General features: G+C 66.2%; 19 protein-coding genes. 16 read left to right on the top strand and 3 right to left on the bottom strand.

Going from position 1 to position 22800, the window contains the following annotated elements:
• The first annotated feature begins 4 nt into the window (after positions 1–4).
• Both ACFU4Z_RS12735 and ACFU4Z_RS12740 read left to right on the top strand, forming a co-directional pair.
• The gene (locus ACFU4Z_RS12735) at positions 5–1672 is read left to right on the top strand and encodes an ABC transporter family substrate-binding protein (protein ID WP_379062179.1); all 1668 of its coding nucleotides are present in this window, start codon (positions 5–7) and stop codon (positions 1670–1672) included.
• Positions 1669–2331, top strand: a complete 663-nt coding sequence (locus ACFU4Z_RS12740) for a hypothetical protein (RefSeq protein WP_379062182.1) — start codon at positions 1669–1671, stop codon at positions 2329–2331. The genes ACFU4Z_RS12735 and ACFU4Z_RS12740 overlap by 4 nt, the downstream gene beginning before the upstream one ends.
• A gap of 21 nt (positions 2332–2352) precedes the next feature.
• On the opposite strand, the gene ACFU4Z_RS12745 is transcribed toward ACFU4Z_RS12740, so the two are convergent.
• Entirely contained in the window at positions 2353–2697 is a 345-nt protein-coding gene (locus tag ACFU4Z_RS12745; RefSeq protein ID WP_379062185.1) for a YrdB family protein, read from the bottom strand.
• Between the two features lie 174 nt (positions 2698–2871).
• Between ACFU4Z_RS12745 and ACFU4Z_RS12750 the strand changes: the two genes are divergently transcribed.
• Both ACFU4Z_RS12750 and ACFU4Z_RS12755 read left to right on the top strand, forming a co-directional pair.
• Complete coding sequence (locus ACFU4Z_RS12750) at positions 2872–3609, top strand: FadR/GntR family transcriptional regulator (RefSeq protein ID WP_379062188.1); 738 nt, start codon at positions 2872–2874, stop codon at positions 3607–3609.
• Between the two features lie 8 nt (positions 3610–3617).
• Entirely contained in the window at positions 3618–4325 is a 708-nt protein-coding gene (locus tag ACFU4Z_RS12755) for a sterol desaturase family protein (protein WP_379062191.1), read from the top strand.
• Between the two features lie 356 nt (positions 4326–4681).
• Here the strand turns inward: ACFU4Z_RS12755 and ACFU4Z_RS12760 are convergent, their stop codons facing one another.
• Positions 4682–5239: a TetR/AcrR family transcriptional regulator gene (locus ACFU4Z_RS12760; RefSeq protein WP_379062194.1), complete on the bottom strand. Its 558-nt coding sequence runs from the start codon at positions 5237–5239 to the stop codon at positions 4682–4684.
• Positions 5240–5358: 119 nt separating this feature from the next.
• Between ACFU4Z_RS12760 and ACFU4Z_RS12765 the strand changes: the two genes are divergently transcribed.
• The 12 genes from ACFU4Z_RS12765 (at position 5359) to ACFU4Z_RS12820 (ending at position 19216) form a co-directional block, all read left to right on the top strand.
• A complete protein-coding gene (locus ACFU4Z_RS12765; RefSeq protein ID WP_379062196.1) occupies positions 5359–6114 on the top strand; it encodes a carboxymuconolactone decarboxylase family protein in 756 nt (251 codons plus the stop codon).
• Between the two features lie 356 nt (positions 6115–6470).
• Complete coding sequence (locus ACFU4Z_RS12770; RefSeq protein ID WP_379062199.1) at positions 6471–7901, top strand: MFS transporter; 1431 nt, start codon at positions 6471–6473, stop codon at positions 7899–7901.
• A 57-nt stretch (positions 7902–7958) separates the two neighbouring features.
• Positions 7959–8180 (top strand): heavy-metal-associated domain-containing protein, encoded by a 222-nt coding sequence (locus ACFU4Z_RS12775; protein WP_379062202.1) that lies wholly within the window; start codon positions 7959–7961, stop codon positions 8178–8180.
• Positions 8181–8209: 29 nt separating this feature from the next.
• Positions 8210–9142 (top strand): hypothetical protein, encoded by a 933-nt coding sequence (locus ACFU4Z_RS12780; protein ID WP_379062205.1) that lies wholly within the window; start codon positions 8210–8212, stop codon positions 9140–9142.
• Between the two features lie 51 nt (positions 9143–9193).
• Positions 9194–11464 (top strand): heavy metal translocating P-type ATPase, encoded by a 2271-nt coding sequence (locus tag ACFU4Z_RS12785; protein WP_379062208.1) that lies wholly within the window; start codon positions 9194–9196, stop codon positions 11462–11464.
• A 758-nt stretch (positions 11465–12222) separates the two neighbouring features.
• Positions 12223–13548, top strand: a complete 1326-nt coding sequence (locus ACFU4Z_RS12790; RefSeq protein WP_379062211.1) for an ATP-binding protein — start codon at positions 12223–12225, stop codon at positions 13546–13548.
• Complete coding sequence (locus ACFU4Z_RS12795; protein ID WP_379062214.1) at positions 13545–13961, top strand: roadblock/LC7 domain-containing protein; 417 nt, start codon at positions 13545–13547, stop codon at positions 13959–13961. The genes ACFU4Z_RS12790 and ACFU4Z_RS12795 overlap by 4 nt, the downstream gene beginning before the upstream one ends.
• Entirely contained in the window at positions 13958–14329 is a 372-nt protein-coding gene (locus ACFU4Z_RS12800; protein WP_379062217.1) for a DUF742 domain-containing protein, read from the top strand. The genes ACFU4Z_RS12795 and ACFU4Z_RS12800 overlap by 4 nt, the downstream gene beginning before the upstream one ends.
• Positions 14310–14954: an ATP/GTP-binding protein gene (locus ACFU4Z_RS12805; protein WP_379062550.1), complete on the top strand. Its 645-nt coding sequence runs from the start codon at positions 14310–14312 to the stop codon at positions 14952–14954. The genes ACFU4Z_RS12800 and ACFU4Z_RS12805 overlap by 20 nt, the downstream gene beginning before the upstream one ends.
• A complete protein-coding gene (locus tag ACFU4Z_RS12810) occupies positions 14951–16225 on the top strand; it encodes a cytochrome P450 (protein WP_379062220.1) in 1275 nt (424 codons plus the stop codon). Before ACFU4Z_RS12805 ends, ACFU4Z_RS12810 begins: the two co-directional genes overlap by 4 nt.
• Positions 16222–17457: a cytochrome P450 gene (locus tag ACFU4Z_RS12815; RefSeq protein WP_379062223.1), complete on the top strand. Its 1236-nt coding sequence runs from the start codon at positions 16222–16224 to the stop codon at positions 17455–17457. The genes ACFU4Z_RS12810 and ACFU4Z_RS12815 overlap by 4 nt, the downstream gene beginning before the upstream one ends.
• Positions 17458–18478: 1021 nt before the next feature.
• Positions 18479–19216 (top strand): hypothetical protein, encoded by a 738-nt coding sequence (locus ACFU4Z_RS12820; protein ID WP_379062226.1) that lies wholly within the window; start codon positions 18479–18481, stop codon positions 19214–19216.
• Positions 19217–21282: 2066 nt separating this feature from the next.
• On the opposite strand, the gene ACFU4Z_RS12825 is transcribed toward ACFU4Z_RS12820, so the two are convergent.
• Entirely contained in the window at positions 21283–21666 is a 384-nt protein-coding gene (locus tag ACFU4Z_RS12825) for a hypothetical protein (RefSeq protein ID WP_379062229.1), read from the bottom strand.
• Positions 21667–22800: the final 1134 nt, after the last annotated feature.

Here is a 22800-nt window from a genome sequence, read left to right on the forward strand (position 1 = left end):
AGCAATGCGGCTCCGTTCCCTCGGCGCCCGGTGCGCCATCCCGGTCGTCGCACTCGGGTTGATCGTGGCCGGTTGCTCCAACAGCGACGTGGCCTCGGGCACCAGCACCATCGGCAATACGAACGACATCAATCCGAAGGACCCGAGCGAACTGCGCGACGGCGGCAATCTGCGGCTGGCGCTGAGTGCTTTCCCGTCGAACTTCAACTACCTGCATGTCGACGGCGGCACCGATGACGGCGCCATCGTGATCGCTCCGACGATGCCCGTCGCGTTCGTCAGCGACGCCGCGGGCCAGCTCACCGTCAACCACAACTACTTCACCGACATCGAGCTGACGAGCACCTCCCCGCAGCAGGTCACCTACACGATCAACCCGAAGGCCGTCTGGTCCGACGGCAGCCCCATCACCTGGGAGGACATGCGCTCTCAGGCGGCGGCGCTGAGCGGCAGGGACAATGCGTTCCTGGTCTCCTCGACCAGCGGTTTCGAACGGGTCGCGAAGGTGGAGCGCGGCGTCGACGATCGCCAGGCGATCGTCACCTTCGACAAGCCCTACGCCGAATGGCAGGGCCAGTTCAGCCCGCTGTATCCGAAGGCCGTGACCGCGACCCCCGATGCGTTCGCCGCTGTCGACCTCAACTCGCTGTCGGTCAGCTCGGGACCGTTCGTCATCACCAACATCGATCGCGCCCAGAACCGGATCATGCTGAACCGCAACCCGACCTGGTGGGGTGACACCCCGAGGCTCGACACCATCACCCTCAGCGTGCTCGACCACAGCGCCATGCTGCCCGCGATCCAGAACAACGAGCTCGACTACGGGTACATGTCCGGCATCGAGCTGGTGACCGCGGCCAAGAACTCGAAGAATGTCGTCATCCGCCGGACACCGGAGCCGAGCTGGTCGCATCTGACCTTCAACGGTGCGCCCGGCGCGCTGCTCTCGGATCCACAACTGCGCATTGCCATTTCGAAGGCGATCGATCGGCAGGGGCTGGTGACCGCCGCCCAGAACGGCGTCGTCACCGACCCGAAGCCGCTGAACAATCACATCTTCATGACAGGGCAGAAGGGCTATCAGGACAACGCGGGTCCCATCGCGTTCGATCCCGCCGAGGCCGCGCGGATGCTCGATGCGCTCGGCTGGAAGCTCAACGGCGATGTCCGCGAGAAGGACGGCCGCAAGCTGGAAATCCGCGATGTGATGTACCAGCAGGATCAGTGGGTGCAGACCGCACAGATCGTGCAGCAGAATCTGGCCGCGGTCGGCGTGAAGCTGACCATCCAGACCGTGCCCGGCAGTGGCCTTTTCAAGGACGTGATCGATCCGGGCAACTTCGATATCGCCCAGTTCAGCTGGGGCGGTAGCGTTCTCCCGCTCGGCGCGCTGCCCCAGATCTATGCCTTTAACCCGGAGAACCTGCAGGGCAACAAGGCCAGGATCGGTTCGCCGGAACTCAACGAACTCATCGATAAGACGATCGCCGAGCTCGACCCCGACAAGGCGATCGCGCTGGCCAACCAATGCGATCAGATGATCTTCGCCGAGGGCTATTCGGTCCCGCTCCAGCAGGCCTCGGGCACTTACGCGGTCCGCGAAAACCTGGCCAACTACGGAGCCTTCGGCCTCGCCTCCGCCGACTACACCAAAGTCGGCTTCCTGAAGTGAGTTCTGGACCGGGCCACCCCCTGGCCTACCCGGTCACCGTGACGATCGGCGCCCTCGCGACCTGCCTCGCCTGGGCGCCGTTCGCCGACCCGGACCAACTCGCCGCCCTGGCAACAGCGGCGCTCGGTATCCTCGGCTACACGACCTACCAGCTGAGCAGAGCCCTCGGCCTGCTATCCAACGGATCGACCAGCGCCACCCGCGCCATCGGCGTCAAACGCATCCGCCAAGACCACCGCCTCCTCAGCCGGACCTGGCTCGAAATCACCGGCACCGGTAGATCCCGCTGGCTCCCCGTCTATTTCGACCCAGCCATGCTGGCCCTCACCGAAACCACCGGCGAGATCACCGACCGATCGGTGCACACCGACAACCTCCGCCTGTACCCCTCCGGCCGCATCCGCGACACCGAACCCCCTGGCCGCCTCATCGACAACCCCTCACGCCCCGACCCTGAGGCCCCCACGCTCGCCACCAGCTCCACCCGCCCGACCCGGCGACTCCTGCTGGACGCCCAATCAACAGTCGCTGCCCCCTTCATAGCCCTGATGTGGGTATACATCGCCAACGGCGGCTTCACCGCCTTCCTCGCGGCCACCACCGTCGCCGCCGCTTGCACCATCTGGCTCTCCGCCATCCGGGGCTCCGACCCGAGCTGAGTGGTACACCACGCGGCGTGCTCACAGGGTGATGTGCCCGAGCCTGATCGCCAGCAGGTTCGCGACCAGGACGGTGACGAAGACGACCGCGGCCGCCCGGTAGCTCGCGGCCCACAATCCGACCGCAGCGCCGCCGAACACCAAGACCTTGGTGACGACTGCGAGCAGTGGATAGTCGAAGGTCGCCTTCGGCGCCGCGAAGAGACTCCACGCCACCGCCGCGAGGAGAGGCGCGCCCACAGCCAACACGAGCTTGGCCGGAATCGCAGTGGCGGTCTTCCAGCCCCACAGTGCCAGCGCCGCGAGCGCGACCAACTCCATCGCGAATGCCAGCGTGAGGTTGGCCCATTTCCAGACTTCTAACATGTCCGTTCTCCCTCAAATACTGAGAGCATCGCTCTCTAATGAGAGCAGTGTGCTGGACTGGCTCGCCTTCGTCAAGTTGCCGCCCGGGTAGAGGTTGTCGAGCAGGAAAACAGTGTCGCGACCGAACTGGTCTGACCACTTGACCATCTGGCCGATGTGGCGCACAGTAGGGATATGGCGTTGCAACCCGTGGTCAAGCGGTCGGTGTCCGGCGATGTGTTCGAGCAGATCGCGGCGGATGTGTTGAGTGGGGAGTTGGCGCCGGGGGCGACCTTGCCCAGTGAGCGACAACTGGCGGAGGCGTTGGGGGTTTCTCGGCCCGCGGTTCGGGAGGCGTTGCAGCGGCTGGCGGCGGCCGGGTTGGTTGCGGTGCGGCAGGGGGATGCGACGACCGTGCTGGACTATCGGCGGGGGGCTGGGCTGGAGGTTTTGCCTCGGCTGCTGGTACAGGGTGGGGAGTTGGACCCGGGGGTGGCGCGCAGCATTCTCGAGGCGCGGCTGCACAACGGGCCGAAGGTTGCCGAGTTGGCGGCTACGCGCCTGGGCAAGACCGAGTCCGCCACCGTCGGCGCGGCGCTCGAGCGCACCGTGGCAGCACTTGCCGCAGAACAGGATCCGGTCGCCCAGCAGCGGCACGCGATGGAGTTCTGGGATCACGTCATCGACGCGGCCGATTCCATTGTGTTCCGGCTGATGTTCAACATGCTCAGCGCCGCCTACGAACCCGCGCTCACCGCGCTGGCTCCGATCATGTCCGCCGAGGTGGGCAATGTCGAGGCGTACCGCGAACTGGCCGCCGCCATCGTGGCGGGCCGGCCGAAACAGGCCGCCGAGATCGCCCGGGCGTTGCTCGAGCCGGCGACCACCATCCTGATCGATGCCCTCGGTGGCACTGATCACGCTTCACCCTAGGAAGAACCATGACGAAATCTCATTCCTCCGAACAGGATTCGAGCGCCAGGGCGCGCGTTCAGCGCGACGAGCGTGCGCTGCGGCGCGGCCTCACCCTCGGCGAGGCCTTCCGCGAGTTCGTCCGGCACCCTTCGCCGTGGCTCATCGGCATCACCCTGATCGCGGCCCTCACCGGCCGAATCATCGTGGGCGACTGGCAGTTGACCGACGCGCTGGTGCCCGCCGTGATGCTCGCGGTGTTCCCGATCTTCGAATGGATCGTGCACGTCACCGTGCTGCACTGGCGGCCGCGCAAACTCGGCCCGGTCGCCGTCGACAGCGAACTGGCCCGCAAACACCGTGAGCACCACGTCGATCCGCGCAATATCCCGCTGATCTTCATCCCGACCAAGACACTGTCGGTACTGGTCGTCATCCTCATCGCCCTCGCCGCCCTGGCATTCCCACGCCTCGGCCTCGGCCTGACCTTCCTGCTCACCATCACCCTGCTCGGCCTCGGCTACGAGTGGACCCATTACCTGATCCACACCGACTACAAGCCGAAAGGCTCGCTCTACCGCGCGGTCTGGCGCAACCACCGCCACCACCACTACAAGAACGAGCACTTCTGGTTCACCGTCACCACCTCCGGCACCGCCGACCGCCTGTTCGGCACCCACCCGGACCCCGCCGAAGTCACCGCCTCCCCCACTGCCCGCAAACTCCACTCCGCCTGACCGCCGAGAGCCGACGCTCCCAAGGACACTGGTCCAGGACGTCGGCTCTCGGCGTCAGCTCATCACCCCGCCGACTACTCCACCGGCCAGCAGCTGCTGCCGAGTCGGGAGACAGCGATGACCGGCAGGCATGCGGCCGGGGTGGCGGATTTCGCGAGGGCAGCCGAGGAAGCCGGGTTCGCGGTAAGGAACACCGGCTGCGGCGAACGCCGAGAAGCGCTCGCGCTCGTGCGCCACTTTTCGCCGTCCACCGGACTGGCAGCTCGCTCGGTCGGCCAGTTCGAAGCGAGCAGGCGCGCGGCAATCGTCGTGCGCCACTTTTCGCCGTCCACAGGACTAGCTGCTCGGTCGGTCGGTCAGTTCGAAGCGAGCAGGCGCGCGGCGATCGTACGGGCGCGATGGGCGGCGGCGGGACTCGCTTCACGGACGGAAGTAACGATGGCGCCGTCGACCAGGAGGGCGAATTCGGCGGCGAGTTCAGGGGCGTCGGATCTGCCTGCCGCGGTGAGGAGTTCGGTGAGGTAGTCGATTACTCGGCGCTTGTGCCGATCTGCCGCCTGATGTGCGGCGGAGGTCGGGTCGGCTACTTCGACCATGGTGTTGATGAAGGCGCAGCCGCGGAAGTCGTTGCGGGCGAAGCGTTCCGAGAGGGAATCGAATACGGCTAGTGGGCGGTCGACAGGATCGGGTGCTTTCGATTCGACCGATGCCCGCAACCAGTCCAGCCAGCGGCGGTCGCGGCCCTCGAGCACCGCGACGACCAGATCGTCCTTGCTGGTGAAGTGGCGGTAGAAGGAGGCGCGGCCGACGCCGGACTCCTGGAGCAGGCGGTCGACGCCGACCGCGCGGATGCCTTCGGCGTAGAACAGATCCTCCGCGGTGGCGAGCAAACGCTGCTTGGCCTGTGTTGCCATGACGCCACCGTACCAGGATGGAACCAATCAGTACCATTTTGCTTGACCAGTTCGGCGCCGATCGGTACCGTTTTCATTCGGCACCGATCGGTACCATTACATTCGAGCATGGAGTGCACATGTCGCGGCTACCTCTCGTCTCCACCGAAACCGCCGACGCGGAACAGGCGGATCTGCTGACCGAAGTTCAACGACAGCTGGGCCGGGTCCCGAATCTATATGCCGCCATGGCGAACAGCCCCGCGACGCTGCGCGGCTATCTCACCCTGCGCGACGCGCTGACGCACGGAAAGCTCTCCGCCCGCGTCCGCGAGCAGCTCGCACTGCTGGTGGCGAGTGAAAACGGTTGCGACTACTGCGTGGCCGCGCACACCATGCGGGCCGGACGGATGGGGTTCACCGATGAGGCGATCACAGCCACCCGCGCGGCCAACGCCGAAGACCCGCACGCGGATGCGGTACTGCACTTCGCCAAGGACGTGCTGCGATCCCGTGGCCGAGTCGACGACGACCTGATCGCCTCGGCCCGGCAGCGCGGAGTGAGCGATGCCGAACTGAGCGAGATCGTCGGCCACGTTTCGCTGAATATCCTGTCCAACTACTTCAATCACGTCGCACGGCCGGAGCTGGATTTCCCGCCGGCCGCGATCACGGAAGGCGCCGCGCTGGCGACGAAATGGCGTTCCGCGAGCAGGGTCGCACTGGTGGACGGCTACGCGCTGCGGAACAACACGGGGCAGCCGGTGGGCACGGTCGAGAACGTCCAGGTGTTGATCGAAGGCGGGTTCCTGCACATCAAGGTCTCCGAAACCGCCGAGGTGCAGATCGTGTCCGCACCTGCCGTCGCCCTGGTCACCTACCGCGCCGAATCCTGAACGCCGCCTGCCCGAATCGGACCGGCCTCCCGATTCGATACCGATCCAGACCGCGAATCGCGGACGCCACCAAAGACTGAACCGCACCCTCGATCACGGCGGAGCCCGGTCCCGACGATCATCCATCGTCCGGCCGGGCTCGCTGCTTTTCCGGACATGCCCGCCGCGTTTTCACGGACCCGACGCGTGCAGCGCAGGGCCGATCCCGATCGCACCGAACATCTCGATGTTCACCCATCTTCTCGAATTCCCCACCCGGCCGCTCGAATTCGCACGGTATCGATCTTGACAGATTTATACCCTAGGGGGGTATGGTACCGAAATCGTTCAGCTGTTCCCGGAAGGACGGAATCGACATGACTACGCAAGCACGACCGGCCACACGAAAGTGGTTGGCATTGGCGGTGATCGCCGCCGCGCAATTCATCGTCATCATGGATACCTCGATCATCGGCATTGCCTTGCCGAAGATGCAGGCGGAACTCGGCTTCTCCCAGGAGAGCCTGACCTGGGTGTTCAACGCCTACGTGGTCGCCTTCGGTGGACTGCTGCTACTCGGCGGCCGGCTATCCGACCTACTCGGCGCGCGCCGAGTATTCGCCGCAGGTTGGGCGGTGCTGCTGGCCGGATCCGCCATCGCAGGCGCGGCGGGGACCGTCGGCATCGAACTCGCGGGTCGCGCCATCCAGGGTGGCGGGGCCGCCCTGATCGCACCCTCGGCACTGACACTGCTGATGATGCTGTTCGGCTCCTCGCCACAGGAACTGACGAAGGCACTCGCCGTCTACGGCGCCGCCGCGCCCGCCGGCGGCACGGCAGGCGTGTTCCTCGGCGGTGTGATCACCGAATACATCAGCTGGCCTTGGGTTTTCTACATCAACATCCCGATCGCCGTGCTCGCACTGATCGCCGTTCCCGCACTGATGCCGAGCGCACCGGCCCGCTCCGGATCGGTCGACCTGCTCGGTTCCGCCACCGTCACCGCGGGACTCGCCGCCGCCGTCTACGGCATCGTCCGAGCACCCGAGGTCGGCTGGGCGTCCGGACAGACCTGGGCGGCCCTCACCGCCGCGGCCGCATTGCTCGCCGGATTCGTCTACCTGCAATCTCGCCGCAGCGAGCCGCTGATGCGGCTGAGCATCTTCCGCGCGCCGAACCTCGCCGCAGCCAATATCGCCCAGCTGCTGCTCGGCGCGGCCTGGGTCCCGATGTGGTTCTTCCTCAACCTCTACCTGCAGCAGGTACTCGGTTACCGCGCATTCCCGTCGGGCGCGGCGTTGTTGCCGATGACGACGCTGATCATGCTCGGCATGGTGGTGATCGCACCGCGGGCGATGCAGCGTTTCGGTGCGAAGCCGATGATCGTCACCGGTCTGCTGGTGCTCGGCCTCGGGCTGGGGATCATGTCGCTGGTGCGGCCGACCGGCAACTTCTGGATCGATGTATTGCCCGCCTCGCTGGTCGCCGCGGGCGGCATGTCGCTGGCCTTCATACCCTCACTGGGTACCGCCATCTCTGCGGCGCGCCCCGAAGAGGGCGGGCTGGCCTCCGGCATCGTCAACGTCAGTTACCAGGTCGGCTCGGCCGTCGGGCTGGCCGCGATGACCGCGGTCGCCACAGCGTTCGGCGCCGACGAGATCGGCGATCTCCCCGCGCTGACCAGTGGTTTCTCTGCGGCATTCCTCGGCGCGGGCGTCATCGCGATTGCCGGGGCGGTGATCGCGGCAGTGACCATGCGCACCCCCGAGCGGGAATCCGCGCCCGAAGCCGTTGACAAAATACCCTAGGGGGGTATGGTAAACGACACGAGACGGCAGTCGCCCGCCACCCAGAAGGAGAACCTCATGAGCACCGCAGCCACCACCGCCACTGTCACCGTCACCGGAATGACCTGTGGCTGCTGCGTCAACTCGGTCAGCAAGGAGGTCGGCGAGATCGCCGGCGTCACCGCTGTCGACGTCGATCTCGCCATCGGCAGGGTCACCGTCGACAGCGTGGCCCCGGTCGAGCCCGGCGTGATCGCCGTAGCCGTCGACAAGGCCGGATACCAGATCACCGCCGACTAATTCGCCATCTTTCAGAACGGAGCATCCCGATGAACGCATCCAGTAAGTTCGCCGGCTTCGCCCTCGGTCTCGCGGCGGTCTTCGGGATCGCTCTGGCCACCGGCGCCGCGATCGGACCGGACCCCGCCGAACCGGCCGCGCACGATTCGAATACCCACGCAGCAGCGCCCGCCACCAGCAGGCCGAGCCCCGAGGAATACCCTGCCGGACTTATGGCCACGCAAAACGGCTACACCCTGCGACTGGACACCGCGCAGACCACCGCGGCGGCGAAGGTTCCGCTGCGATTCCGCATCCTGAATCCGGCAGGCACACCGGTGACCCGCTACGTGCGCAGTCACGACAAGGATCTGCATCTGATCGCGGTTCGCCGCGACATGGTCGGTTTCCAGCACGTGCACCCCACCCTCGACCAGGCCGGAACATGGAGCGTCCCACTGGATCTCACGCACGCCGGTGACTACCGGGTATTCGCCGACTTCACCGCGGAAGGCGGCGACAACCTCACCCTCGGCGCGGACCTGCGGGTGGCGGGTACTTATGACGCGCAACCACTGCCCGCTCCGGTGGCCACCAGCACGGTCGGCGGTTACACGGTCACCTCGAGCGGCGCGGTGACGCCAGGACAAACCGCCACGGTCACCCTCTCGGTGAGCCGCGACGGCAAGCCGGTCACCGATCTGCAGCCCTACCTGGGCGCCTACGGTCACCTCGTCGCCCTGCGGGCCGCCGACCTCGGCTACCTGCACGTCCACCCCGAGGGTCATCCCGGCGACGGGACCACCCCGGCAGGCCCCGGCATAACCTTCGCCGTCACCGTACCCAGCGCGGGCGACTACCGACTGTTCCTCGACTTCCAGCACGAAGGTGTCCTCCGCACAGCCGAATTCACTCTCGCCGTTGCCCCTGGCCCAGCGCCCACCGGCAACGCACCCGCGCCCGAACCGGCGCACGGCCACTGACCAGCATCAGCGACATTATCCCCACCCGTGCCGCACAGAACGGAGCACACGATGACCACTGCGACACAACCCTCGAGCACCGGACAGGTCGAATTGGTGATCGGTGGCATGACGTGCGCGTCCTGCGCCAATCGCATCGAGAAGAAGCTGAACAAGCTCGATGGCGTCACCGCGACCGTGAACTACGCGACCGAGAAGGCTCGGGTCGACTTCAGCGGTGACGTTTCGCCGGCGGAGTTGATCGCCACGGTCGAGCAGGCAGGTTACACCGCGGCACTGCCCGCGCCGAATACCGATGCGCCAGCGGAAGCCGCTGCGGCCGAATCGGATCCGACCGCCTCACTCCGCACACGCCTGCTGGTCTCGCTGGTCCTGACCGTACCGGTGATCGCCATGGCGATGGTGCCCGCACTGCAATTCACCAACTGGCAGTGGCTATCGCTGACGCTGGCGGCACCGGTCGTCGCGTGGGGCGCGCTGCCGTTCCACAAGGCGGCCTGGACCAATCTCCGCCATGGGACGGCAACCATGGACACTCTGGTGTCGATGGGAACCATCGCCGCACTCGGCTGGTCGCTGTATGCGCTGTTCTGGGGAACCGCCGGAACGCCCGGCATGAAGCATCCTTTCGAGTTCACCATCTCGCGGATGGACGGCAGCGGCAGCATCTACCTGGAGGCCGCGGCGGGCGTCACCACCTTCATCCTGGCCGGACGCTTCTTCGAGGCCAGATCCAAGCGGCGCGCAGGCGCTGCGCTGCGCGCTTTACTGGAGCTCGGCGCCAAAGAGGTTTCGGTGCTGCGCCGTGCGAGCGACGGGCCCGGGGTCGAGCAGCGCATCCCCATCGACCAGTTGGCTGTCGGCGACCAGTTCGTCGTGCGGCCGGGTGAGAAGATCGCCACCGATGGCGTGGTGGTGGAGGGTTCCTCCGCGGTCGACGCCTCGATGCTGACCGGTGAATCGGTGCCGGTCGAGGTCGGGCCCGACGATGCGGTGGTCGGCGCGACGGTGAATGCCGGCGGACGAATCGTGGTGCGCGCTGGCCGAGTCGGTTCCGATACGCAGCTGGCACAGATGGCGAAGCTGGTCGAGGACGCACAGACCGGCAAGGCGCAGGCCCAACGGCTGGCGGACACAATCTCCGGAATCTTCGTGCCCATCGTGATCGCGCTATCGGTCGCGACGCTCGGATTCTGGCTCGGCACCGGCGGTTCCATCGCGGCGGCCTTCACCGCCGCGGTCGCGGTGCTGATCATCGCCTGCCCGTGCGCCCTCGGGCTGGCCACACCGACCGCGCTGATGGTCGGCACGGGTCGCGGTGCGCAACTCGGCATCCTGATCAAGGGACCCGAGGTGCTCGAATCGACCAGGCGGGTGGACACCGTGGTGCTCGACAAAACCGGCACCGTCACTACCGGCAAGATGACGCTGCTGGATGTCGTCGCCGCGGCAGGCGAGGACGCCGGTGAGATCCTGGCTCTTGCAGGAGCGCTGGAGGATTCGTCCGAGCACCCGATCGCGCAGGCGATCGCCAAGGGTGCCCGCGACAAGGTCGGTGAACTGCGATCGGTCGAAGGCTTCGCCAATATCGAGGGCCTCGGCGTGCAGGGTGTTGTCGAGGGCCACGCGGTCATCGTCGGTCGCGCCAGGCTGCTCGCCGACTGGTCTCAGCAACTGGACGCCGACCTCGAGCGTGCGATGCACGACGCCGAGTCTCAGGGCAGGACCGCGGTCGCGGTGGGCTGGGACGGCAAGGCGCGTGGCGTGCTCGTTGTCGCCGACGCAGTGAAACCCACCTCCGCCGAAGCGATCACACAGCTGAAGGCGCTCGGGCTCACCCCCATCATGCTGACCGGCGACAATGCCGCCGCGGCCCGCGCGATCGCCGACCAGGTCGGCATCGACGAGGTGATCGCGGAGGTGCTACCGAAGGACAAGGCGGACACCGTCACACGGCTGCAGGCAGAAGGCAAGGTCGTCGCCATGGTCGGCGACGGCGTCAACGATGCCGCGGCGTTGGCACAGGCCGACCTCGGACTGGCCATGGGCACCGGCACCGACGTCGCCATCGAGGCAAGCGATCTGACGCTGGTGCGTGGCGACCTGCGCGCCGCTGTCGACGCGATCCGGCTGTCGCGCGAGACCCTTGGCACCATCAAGGGCAACCTGTTCTGGGCCTTCGCCTACAACGTCGCGGCGATCCCGCTGGCGATGGCAGGCCTGCTGAACCCGATGCTCGCCGGCGCGGCCATGGCGTTCTCCTCGGCCTTCGTGGTCAGCAACAGTCTGCGGCTGCGCGGCTTCCGCTCGACCGCGCGGTAGTCACTCCGGAGGATCGGGCGGGGCGGCGCATCTCATGTGCCGCTCCGCCCATCGGCCCGCCAACCGCTGCGCCCGCACCCCTTCCCTTGTCGTAGCCAGCTGATATCCAGCCGCTGGGTGTCCTGATCGCGCATGATTCTCCGATAGGCAATATCAAGCATCGACGTGCTCCTGCCTTTGTAGTGAATGTTCTCGTTTCCTTGTAGAAATGCGAGCCGATCAGCTACAGAATGGCAACTAACCGGTATGTACGGGCTCGAACACCGGCAACCCGATATTCACTCCGCCCGACCTGCCGCAATCCGGATGGCGTTGCCGATCCGGCATTGCCGCAGACGAATTCATCCGCCTCGCGAATGAACCCGCGAAAGATAACGACCTGCGGTGTTGCGCGACGGATGGCGGCCGGGCACGGCACAGCCGTAGCACTCGGCCTGTAGAGAGCGCCTGGTCCTGCACGCCCGGACTAGTTCAAAATTCAAGTAAGACAACAGGTTACGAACACGCTGCTGCCGCATCGCCAGTTCCCATTGATGGAAGATCGTCCTTTCGTTCCCCGACCCCGACGGCTACGCTCGTCCGCGAGATTCCAAACTGTTTGGTGGCCTATATATTCGGGACGGCCCCGCGAGCAGGAGGGAGCGGGGGAAATACGGCATCTCCCCTTGGTGAATGCGAGTGCGGAAGTACGGAACTTGTCAGAGTTATTGAATCCGCCGGATGGCGAGCTGCAGGAATACGCCGGGTCGGGTCTCCACATGCCTTATCCAGCGCTACTGACCTCCGGTGTCACGAGCGCGGTCGTTGTGGTCATCGCCGTCGTCAGCGCACCGGCAGGATTCCGTATTCCGCTTGCCGTGGGCGCGATTGTGGTCTCGATTATTCTGTGCGCCAGTATCACCGGAGCCGCGCACTACCGTGGCGAGGCCGCGCGTGCTCGCGGTGCGGCCGAACGAGCCCGCCGTGCTACCGCGGCGGTCGTCGCCGAGGCAACAGCCACAGCGGCGGCCGACATCGCGACCGCGAACGAACTGGCGGCAGGCTATGAACAGGCGTCGAAAACCAGCGAGAATCGCCGCGCCGCAGCAATGTCCGCCTTCGCAGGCGCCGCCGGCCGCATGCAGGCGATGACCACAAGCATGCTCGCCGAGCTGCGGGAGATGGAGCATCGCCACGCCGATCCGCGCGTGCTCGCCGACCTGCTGCATCTCGATCACCGCACCGCACAGGCAGGCAGGCTCGCCGACAGCATCGCCGTACTCAGCGGTGCCAGGTCCGGGCGTCGGTGGGCCAAACCGATTGCCATGGAATCGATCCTGCGTGGCGCCATGGGCCGGGTCGCCGGATATCAGCGCGTCCGGCTGCGTGCCATCACCGACATCGCCATCGCGGGCCACGCGGCCGAAGGCGTGATGCACACCTTGGCGGAACTGCTCGACAATGCCTGCAATTTCTCTCCGCCGACCACCGAAGTCCATGTCTATGCCGCCGAGGTCCCCGCCGGTGTCGTGCTGACCATCGAGGACAGCGGACTTGTCATGAGCGAATCGGCGCTGCGTCGTGCCCAGCAGGCCGTATCGGTTTCGGGCCCGAACGGGCGCGGTGGCCGAGCGGGCTCGGATCTGTCCTCGCTCTCCGGTACCCGGCTCGGCCTCGCGGTGGTCGGTCACCTCGCGCGCAAACACGGACTCACCGTGTCCTACCGGCCCTCAGCCATCGGCGGAACCGCGGTGGTCATGGTGGTGCCACGCGATCTCATCGCACGTGTCGAACGAACACCGGAATCGATCACCACGATCACACTGCCCACCCCCGCGCCAGCTGCGGCGCCGACTCCCGTCGCCGAACCCGCGCTCGCGCCTGCCGCGACCGAATCAGTACTGCCGAAGCGACAACGAGGCAGCGCGCTGGCACAGGCCCACCCCCATGGTCTGTCCACACCCGATGCCGCCACCGACACCCCGGCGACCCCACCCGCATCGACGCCTTCCGCGTTGGGCGCTTTCCAGCGTGCGCTTGCCGGTCGTGAGACCGACACCGTCGCACCACCTTCCCCTTCCATTGCTGTGGAGAACGATCAATGACAACGTCTTTGCCGACGCAGCTCGGCTGGCTGTTGGAACAACTGCTGTCCAAGACCCCGCGCACCCGACATGCCCTGCTGCTGTCCGGCGACGGCCTGAAGATCTGCCACACACCGGAACTCGGCGTCGACAGCGCCGATCAGCTCGCCGCCATCGCGGCGGGCATCCAGAGCCTTTCGCACGGCGCTTCCGTCGAATTCGGTGACGGCCGCGGCGGCGTGCGCCAGTCGATGACCGAGTTCTACGGCGGGATCTTGTTCGTCGTCGAGGCCGGTATGGGCGCGCATATCGCCGTCGTCGCCGCCGAAGACGCGGACGCGGGCCTGGTCGGCCACAACATGCGGGAGCTCGTGGAACAGCTCGGGCATTATCTCGCCGCCGCACCGCGCGTCGGGGGAGGGAGCGTGTCTTGAGCTGGAGCGGCCGCGACGACGACCCGGATCGGCTCTACACACTGACCGGCGGACGGAGCACACCGGATTCCGACAGCTTCGATCTGGTCGCCCTAGTGGTCAGCGAGTGCGATCCGTCGCCTGGCATGCAGTCCGAACACGTGGCGATCCTCGGCATGTGCCGGGCCCCCACCGCCGTCGTCGAAATCGCGGCGGAGCTACGGCTGCCGGTCGGCATCGCAACGGTTCTGCTCTCGGACCTGCTACACGCAGGCAAGATCACCGTGCGTCATCCGCAGCCGGGCCCCACAGTTCCTGGTGCGCCGTGGAATTCGCTGCCCGACGCCACCACCCTGGAGAAGGTGCTTGTTGGACTCCGTAAACTTTGATCCCCGGCCCGCACGGGCCGACGCACCGCTGAGCAGCAGCACCCGCCATGGACTCAAGATCGTCATCGTCGGCGGCTTCGGCGTCGGCAAGACCACCCTGGTCCGCTCGGTCAGCGAGATTCGGCCACTCGACACCGAAGCGACAATGACCAACGCGAGCGTAGGAATCGACGACACCCGCGGCGCGCCAGGCAAATCGACCACGACGGTCGCCTTCGACTTCGGGCGGATCACCATCGACGACGAGAACGTCCTCTACCTCTTCGGAGCCCCCGGCCAGGAACGGTTCTGGTTCCTGTGGGACCGACTGTTCACCGGCGCGCTCGGCGCGATCGTGCTCGTCGATCAGCGCAGGATCGCAGACTCGTGGTATGCCATCGACCGTCTCGAACACCAGCGAACACCATTCATCGTGGCGTGCAACAACTTCGGCGGAGCATTGGATCGGGGTGCGGCGGTGCGTGAGGCCCTCGATCTCGACCCGCAGGTACCGCTCATCGATTGCGATGCCAGGTCGCGCGAATCCAGCAAGCAGGTGCTGATCACCTTGGTCGAACACCTCTACACCGATAGGCCCGAACCGGCCCGGGCCACTCTCCTCACCGCCTCGGAGCCCGCATCATGACCACGCCAAGTGCCACGTCGGGCAATACCCAGCAGTGCCCGGTAGCCCACGCAGTTCCGTTGAGCGGCCCCGGTTTCCACATCGACCCGAACCGTCTCTATCGCGAGATGCGCCGCGAGCACGGGCCGGTGGTCGCCGTCGAACTGCCCGGTGGTTTTCCGGCCTGGCTTGTCATCGGCTACCGCGAGTTACACCAGGTCACCAGTGATCCGGAGTTGTTCCCCCGTGATGTCGGCCGGTGGAATCAGTGGCCGAACATCCCGGAGGATTGGCCACTGCTCCCGATGGTCGGGCGGCCGATGCCGTCGATCTACTTCACCGCAGGCGCGGAGCATCTCCGGCACGTCGCGATGGTGGAACCCGCTCTGGAGGCCGTCGATCCCTTCGAATTGCGGCGCACCTGTGAGGATTTGGCTGATCAGTTGATCGACATGTTCTGTGGCCGAGGCACGGCCGATCTGGTCGCCGACTTCGCCGAGCCGTTTCCGGTGCTCGCGATCGCGCGAATCGTCGGCTTTCCCGACGCGGACGGGCCGCAACTGGCCTGGCTGATGAAGACGATGGCCGACGGCGGCGCGGACGCGCAGGCCGCCTACCTGCATCTCCTCGAACGCATGCAACACCTGGTCGCCGTGAAGAGAGAACGGCCCGGCGACGATCTGGTGTCGCGGATGCTTGCGCACCCGACACCGTTCACCGATCAGGAATACACGATGGACCTGATGGCCATTACGGCGGCAGGCCACCTGACAACCGCGGACTGGCTTGCGAGTTCGGTGCGACTGATGCTCACCGACGACCGGTTCGCCGCGGCACTCGGCGGCGGGCGCCACAGCGCGGGCCAGGCGATGAACGAGGTGCTCTGGGAAGAAACGCCGACCCAGATCCTCGCCGGTCGCTGGGCGGCTCGTGACACCAGACTCGGCGACAAAGTCATCAGGGCAGGCGACATGCTGCTGCTCGGACTCGCCGCCGCCAACGCTGATCCCCATGTCCGCCAACATCTCAGCGCGAGCGGCGAACCGGCCCATACCGGCAACAGTGCGCACTTCGCTTTCAGCTACGGCGAGTACCGTTGCCCGTTCCCCGCCCAGCAGATCGCGGAGATCATCGCGCGGACCGGCATCGAGGTCTTCCTCGACCGGCTGCCCGATATCGATCTCGCGGTGCCCGCGGAGACCCTGGTCCGACGCCCGTCGGTGTTCATGCGCGGCATGGTGTCCTTGCCCGTCCGTTTCACACCCGTAAACGCTGTCGGAGGTCACCAGTGAGCCAAGAATGTCCGCATGCCGGGCCCATCGCCATCGACCCCATGGTCACCGACCTCGCCGGGGAAACCACCCGACTACGTGCCGCGGGACCCGTCACCCGCATCGAACTACTCGGCGTCCCTGCCTGGACAATCACCGAACACGCACTAGCCAGACAACTCCTCACCGACCCGCGACTGATCAAGGACATCAACGCCTGGTCGCTGTGGACATCTGGGGTCGTGACCAGGCAGTGGCCACTGATCGGCATGATCGATGTCGGCCGTTCGATGTTCACCGTGGACGGTGCCGAGCATCGAAGGCTGCGAATCAAAACCACCCAAGCACTCACCCCACGCCGACTCGACACCCTGCGCCCCGTCGTCGAACAACTCACCGCCGAACTCTTGGATGAGCTCGCTATCACCGGGCAAGACAACACTGTCGTCGATCTCAAACCAGCCTTCGCCTACCCCTTACCCATGCGTGTCATCAGCGAACTCATGGGCGTCGACCGCACCGACCACCCCATGCTGTTGACCTGGTACAAAGCATTCTTTTCCGTCCTGACCCCCCAGGACCAACGCCTCCAAGTCATCGACAACCTCGACACCTACTTCACCGACCTCGTCCGCAAGAAGACCGCCGACCCCACCGACGACCTCACCACCGCACTCATCCACGCCGACGACGACAGTCAACCCCTCACCGAAGAAGAAGTCGTCGGCAACCTCAAAGCCCTGGTCGCCGCCGGACACGAAACCACCGTCGGCCTCATCCTCAACACCGTGCGCGCACTACTGGTCCAACCCGACCAGTTGAACCGTGTCCGAAACGGTGAATACGAATGGAAAACCGCCGTCGAGGAAACCCTGCGCTGGGACAGCCCCGTCACCCACCTGCTCATGCGCTTCGCCACCACCGACATCACTATCGGCGACATCACCATCGAAAAAGGCGACGGCGTCGTCATGTCCTACCGCGCGATCGGCAGAGACACCACCCTCCACGGCCCCGACGCGGATGCCTTCGACGTCACCCGCCCCACCGCCAACCGACACATCGCATTCGGCTACGGCCCCCACATCTGCCCCGGCGCCGCCCTCGGCCGCCTCGAAGCAACCATCGCCGTCCCCGCCCTTTTCCAACGATTCCCCGACCTGCACCTCGCCATCCCCGACGTCGACCTCCGCAACCTCCCGATCCTCACCCAAAACGACCTCGCCGCATTCCCGATCCACCTGGGCAACTAGATACTTTCCCAACAATGGGACGAGTGTGAATTAGCAAAAGCGATCATTGGAGGACAATCGCCTTCTCGGGTTCCACCGAACCAGGTTTGAAGGGTTGCCGAGCATGGGCGAATCGTTGCGGGTCGATTCAGATCTGCTTCGGGCGCTGGCCCCAGAGCTCGCCGAGCTTGCCGACATGGCACACAGAGAGCTGACGCAGCTGAAGGCCACGCTCGCGGCGGAAGGCCAGTGCTGGGGCAACGACGAACCCGGCCGGACCTTCGGGGAAAGCTATGAGCCGGACGCTGAACAAGGGTTGGCCGGCTACTCGAACCTGGTCGACAACCTACGCAGGACCAGCGCGGGTGTCGCGGACGCCGCCGATGCCTTCCACAGCCAAGACCAGGACATCGGCAACCAGTTCCGTGCTCTGGACCCCGTCGATGTCCACCCTGCGTGGCACGATCCCACCCCGCTGTTCGACCAGCCCGGCTGGCCGGGCTCCGACTTGTCCCCAGAATCTCTGCCTCCCAACGGTACTACGCCGAATACTGAGCTCGCCGCCGGTGCCCGTGACCCCGATGCCGCTCCCCCTCGATCACAACAGCCGCAGTATCAATCGAACAGCGATCCGGATTCGCCTTATCAATCGCGGTATCCCGACTATGGTCCGAACACCAACACCGGTATGCCCGACGGTTCGCCGATAGACCGCGCGCCCGGCACCGTTGCCTCGCCGACGGCACTGAACTCCGCGCCTCCCGGGGCAGCGGTCCCCCGATCCGGAACGCCCGAGCGCCAGGCAATCGCCGGGAAACCGACGGAAACCCCGTGGTCGGGGCCGTCATCGGATACACCGTGGCAACGCAAAGCGCCCAGTACAACATCGCCGCCTCCTGGTGCCGGTGTATCGGCACCGCGAAACACGCCTGGCGGCGCACCTCCCGGCAATGTCCCTCCCGGCGGTGTCCCTCCCGGCCGTGTTTCTCCGCCGCAACCCGCAAGACCCGCGCCAGCCTCGGCACAGCCCGGGAAACGGACAATGTCGCGTAGAGCCGCGAAAGCTCGTCGGCCCCGGCCGGTTCCTGCCCGAGCGCAGCAGGTCCAGACCGACGAGGCCGCCATGGAGGCGGCCCGCGCGCTTGCCGCACGGCACGGCCTGCGGATCGTCGGTTTCGAGACCGCCGGCATTGCGGAAAGCACGGTGCACGAGATCGCGGCGGCCATCGACGACATCCTCGGGAAGTACCCGTTCCTGGCTCTCGGTGGGATCGAGATCACCGAACTCGGCGGCGACGCTGTGTCGTGTGTGAAATGGGACCGGACAGCAGGCTGGATTCTTCTCGATAGGGCGGTGGTGGCCAGCCCGACTCGGATTGCCGAAATAGTCTCTGCCGCAACCCGATCAGGCGCATCGGTACCAGGAGCCGAGGAACGGCCGATGTATTCGGTCATCGTCAACGACCTCGGCCGAATAATGGCGGCGGCCGCGGGTCCCGCCGCGCGGCAGCGGGCGCAGATGTCGTTGATCACCGAATATCGGCGCATCAGCGGGCCATGGGACCGAACCGACACGCTCGCGCAGATCGTTGCCGGCTACCGGAAATGGCGCGGGCAACTGAGCGGCCGCTGTTTCTCCCGCAATCAGTTTCAAGCCGCCGCGGCCTTGGCCGAGGCGTTCACCGAGGTCGAGTTGTGCGATGACGGCGCATGCGGGCCCGCGAAAGTCCTGCACCACCTGGTTGTCGAGAACGCGCGAGGGCTCTTGGGCACCACGTGACAGCGCCATTACTACCCGGAATCCCGCCGGGTTTGCAAGACATGGTGTTCGGGCACATGCCGGAAGCGAAGGTCGAAGGCATGCGGCGGGCCGCAGACGGCTGGTCGGACTCTGCCACTGGGCTTGCGAAGGTCCTGACTGAACTCCTGAAATCGCAAGACCGCGCATTGGCGGCGGCCTCCGACGGTGTCACCGCGGACGCGGTGCGGACGCGGTTCCCAGAGCTCATCGACGACACACAGAGACTGATCGACCACAGCAACAGCATGGCGAAGCAGTTGTACGAGGGCGCCACAGCACTCGAGCTCGAGATCTACATGGTGCGCGGCATCGCCATGGTACTCGCTGCGCAGCTCGCGATTGATTTGCTGATGGGCCCTCCGGGTCTCGCGAAGGCAGCCACCGATCGCGTCGCAGGCGAGACGGCGATGAAGATCGCCTGGCGGGAGCTGCTCGTCCAACTGCGACTGTTGATGGCGAGGTTCGCGGCGCAACGGCCACTCCTGGCCATCGTCATTCGTGGCGCGGTTATCGGCGGGGTGAGCATGGCTGGGGTCCGCGCTGTCGCGGAAGGTATCCAGGTCATGCATGGGGACCGAAAGGCCGTGGACTGGAAGGCGGTCGGGGTAGCGGGCGCGGCGGGCTTCACCGGCGGCGCGGCGGGTGCATTGGTCGGTGCCTACGTCGCGCCCGCGGTGCGCCGCCTCGGGGCGAACGCGGTATCGCAGACAGGGCAAAAGGCTTGGCTTCTCGGGTCGGTGCTCACAGCCGCCGTCTTTGCGGGTGGATTCGGTGGATTGATAGGTGGGCTGACCGCGGAACGCCTGACCCTCGGGAGAATCGAGGGCAGGAACCTGGCCGACATGATCCTGATGGGAGTCGGCGGCGGCCTGCTCGGTGGTGTCGGTGCGGCCGTCCGAGGCATGCGGGCCGGTGCGTACTCCGGTGCATCGGTCGCACGGAATGGTCGCGGCCCAGCGCTGGTGAACCTCGTATCGCGCGCCGAACCCATCCCGCTCCGTGCGGAGCAACCACGGACCGGATCTGTGGATGGTCACCTGGCTCGACCGGACAACCTCACCACTCCGGAGATGGTGGCGTTGGGGCGGGAGCTGTCCGACAACGTCGCCCGCGACCTCGATCTCACAACGATGGAGCCGGGATCGGCGCGCGATAGGGCTGCCGAATTCCTCAACAGCCGCAGCGGCGACGACGGCAAGCCGAAGCTCGATCTCGACAACTTGCGAACCCCCACCGCCGACGAACTCCAACGGATGGCCCATGCCGAAGCCATGGGGCAGCTCCGACCGAACAATCCAGAAGCAGGCTCGACGCCGCCATCGAAAGGCACTGGCCAGCAGCCGGGTTCGGCGCGAGACCCGATTCCGACACCTCCTACGCAGCACCCTCCGCCGGGGACACCGCGCTCGCCGCTCGGGCACGGCCCCATCCATCCCGCGGTGGTGACGGCGCGCGGCGGCAACGCTGCCGGCACAGTATTTGCGCCCGAGCGCGTCGTGATCAGACAGAGCGGTCCGACCGCGCCCACCTTGGCCGTCGAGCCTGGCATCGCACGTACCGGCCCCGACATGCTTGTGGAGGCCCCTGCGAGTCAACGAGATGCTCCGCCCGTGCCGACGCACACGACAGAGCCGGGCGTGCGCGCCGACGAAGGAAAGGTGGTGGCCGGTCCCGAGGAAGCCGGCGGTGTAGCAACCGCCGAAGAGGTCCCTGCACCGGTCAGCGAAGAAACTCCAGTCGCCGAATCGACCAGCTTGCTGGATGATTCGCCGCCTCAGAGCGGACAGGACGCCACCGGGACTCCACCCGACGGTACGCACGGAGAGTCGCCGCCCGCGCTCGATGGCGGCAGCGAGTTCGTACCCGCGCACCTAGTGGGCGACGGCATGCGGAACTGTGCTCCTGAAGCCGCGTCATATGTGAAAGCCCAAACCAAGAACGACGCCATCGATCTGTCGGTGATCGGCGATCGGCCTGCTGGCGCAAAGGGGGTCAGCAGTGACCAGGTCGCGAGAGGATTGGGCGGGGAATGGCTGACCTATGCATCACCAAGGGCGTTGGTCGAACACGCTCAACGCATCAAAGGGACGTTTCTTGTGGGTGTGCAGTTCAAAGATGCCGGTGCGCACGCCTTCGGGCTGGGCAAGAACGCGCATGGGCGGGTCGAGGTGCACGAGCAGGTCGGCAACATGGTCCGCCGCATGTCCGGCGACCGGGTCGAGGAATGGAAAGTCGACGCGCAGGGGCAACGGGTCAGCGAGATGCGCACGCGAGAGGTGAAAGACGCTGTCGGGCAATTCCTCGCCGAACTCACGCCGCTGGTGGAGAGCTGGCACGCTGTCGGCTTCGGTGCCGACAACAAGGCGGTAGTGCCGCTCGCGCCCGGACAAGCACCGAGAGGGCTCGGTCCACGCGATGAGATCGGGCACCGACCGACCGGCGGAGCCGATGTTCTCGAGCGACCGGCGGCTACGACGGATCACAACGACCCGGTACGCGTGGAGTTCGAGTTCCTCCAGTCCAAATCCGCATTCGATGATGCGCTGTCCCAGATCCTCGGCGAGGGAATATCGGAGGCCGCACCCGAGCCGCCTTCGCCGCTCGACGCGACCAACACAGGCGCACCCACGCCGGACCTGGTTTCAGAGCAGGCACCCCCACCGACCTCGCCCTCTCGGCCACAGGGCGAGGACCCGGCACCTCAATCTCATCCACAGCCAGCCGCTCCCGACGCGCCATCGCAACCCCCTGTCGTCGAGACGAGCAATCCTGCCGCACACACCGCAACGCCGAGAACCGCTCCGAGTACCCCGTCGCCGGTACCGCCGCGCCCGACCCCGGAAACGCACGTCCCTGCTGCACCGGCTGCGCCCCCGAAAGCGGCCTCCGACCACACATCGGCACCACCGAAACCTATTCCCGACCAAGCACTATCGACACCCGACGATCACCCGTCCAACGCAACAATTCCTGGACCACAAGCGAACCCGAACAGACCGGTCTCCAACCCTGAGCCGCAGGCCGCACCGCAACCCGCCACACGGGTAGACACGCCGAAAGCAGCTCCGACAGCTGCGCAATTCTCTACCGAAGTCTCGAATCACAGTGCCGCACAATCGATCATGCCCGGTGCAAATTCCGACGTACGACCGCTGACGACGGTGCAGGTACCTCCCGGAATCACCGACCCGACACCCCGCCCATCGAACACTCTGGGCGCCATGGTGGCCCGCCAAGGTTCCGACGACGAATATCCCGAAGTACCCGACGAGTTCCCCGAAACATCGACGACTATCCCGGATATCCGGCCCTCCTACGTACCCGACCCGAACGATCGCGAATTTCCGGATCTTCCCTCGGAAAGTCCGGAAGACGTCCCGATTCCGAAATCGGACATACCGACACCGGGCCTTCCACACGCCCCTGAAATGGACCGCCCCGCTAGCGGCACCGCCATACCGCGCCTGCCCGCCCTGTCCCCGACGCCGCTGACGGACACGCCGATTGCCCCACGATTCCCGGCCCCCGCCGAGCACGTAGGCCCGCATAGCCCCGTCTCGCCA

It is taken from the genome of Nocardia sp. NPDC057440 (genome assembly GCF_042802915.1).
GTDB lineage: Bacteria > Actinomycetota > Actinomycetes > Mycobacteriales > Mycobacteriaceae > Nocardia.

Coding starts and splice junctions, on each gene's coding strand:
- ACFU4Z_RS12735 (WP_379062179.1), top strand. CDS start 5: ATGCGGCTCCGTTCCCTCGGCGCCCGGTGCGCCATCCCGGTCGTCGCA.
- ACFU4Z_RS12745 (WP_379062185.1), bottom strand. CDS start 2,697: ATGTTAGAAGTCTGGAAATGGGCCAACCTCACGCTGGCATTCGCGATG.
- ACFU4Z_RS12750 (WP_379062188.1), top strand. CDS start 2,872: ATGGCGTTGCAACCCGTGGTCAAGCGGTCGGTGTCCGGCGATGTGTTC.
- ACFU4Z_RS12755 (WP_379062191.1), top strand. CDS start 3,618: ATGACGAAATCTCATTCCTCCGAACAGGATTCGAGCGCCAGGGCGCGC.
- ACFU4Z_RS12760 (WP_379062194.1), bottom strand. CDS start 5,239: ATGGCAACACAGGCCAAGCAGCGTTTGCTCGCCACCGCGGAGGATCTG.
- ACFU4Z_RS12765 (WP_379062196.1), top strand. CDS start 5,359: ATGTCGCGGCTACCTCTCGTCTCCACCGAAACCGCCGACGCGGAACAG.
- ACFU4Z_RS12770 (WP_379062199.1), top strand. CDS start 6,471: ATGACTACGCAAGCACGACCGGCCACACGAAAGTGGTTGGCATTGGCG.
- ACFU4Z_RS12775 (WP_379062202.1), top strand. CDS start 7,959: ATGAGCACCGCAGCCACCACCGCCACTGTCACCGTCACCGGAATGACC.
- ACFU4Z_RS12780 (WP_379062205.1), top strand. CDS start 8,210: ATGAACGCATCCAGTAAGTTCGCCGGCTTCGCCCTCGGTCTCGCGGCG.
- ACFU4Z_RS12785 (WP_379062208.1), top strand. CDS start 9,194: ATGACCACTGCGACACAACCCTCGAGCACCGGACAGGTCGAATTGGTG.
- ACFU4Z_RS12790 (WP_379062211.1), top strand. CDS start 12,223: ATGCCTTATCCAGCGCTACTGACCTCCGGTGTCACGAGCGCGGTCGTT.
- ACFU4Z_RS12795 (WP_379062214.1), top strand. CDS start 13,545: ATGACAACGTCTTTGCCGACGCAGCTCGGCTGGCTGTTGGAACAACTG.
- ACFU4Z_RS12810 (WP_379062220.1), top strand. CDS start 14,951: ATGACCACGCCAAGTGCCACGTCGGGCAATACCCAGCAGTGCCCGGTA.
- ACFU4Z_RS12820 (WP_379062226.1), top strand. CDS start 18,479: ATGTCGCGTAGAGCCGCGAAAGCTCGTCGGCCCCGGCCGGTTCCTGCC.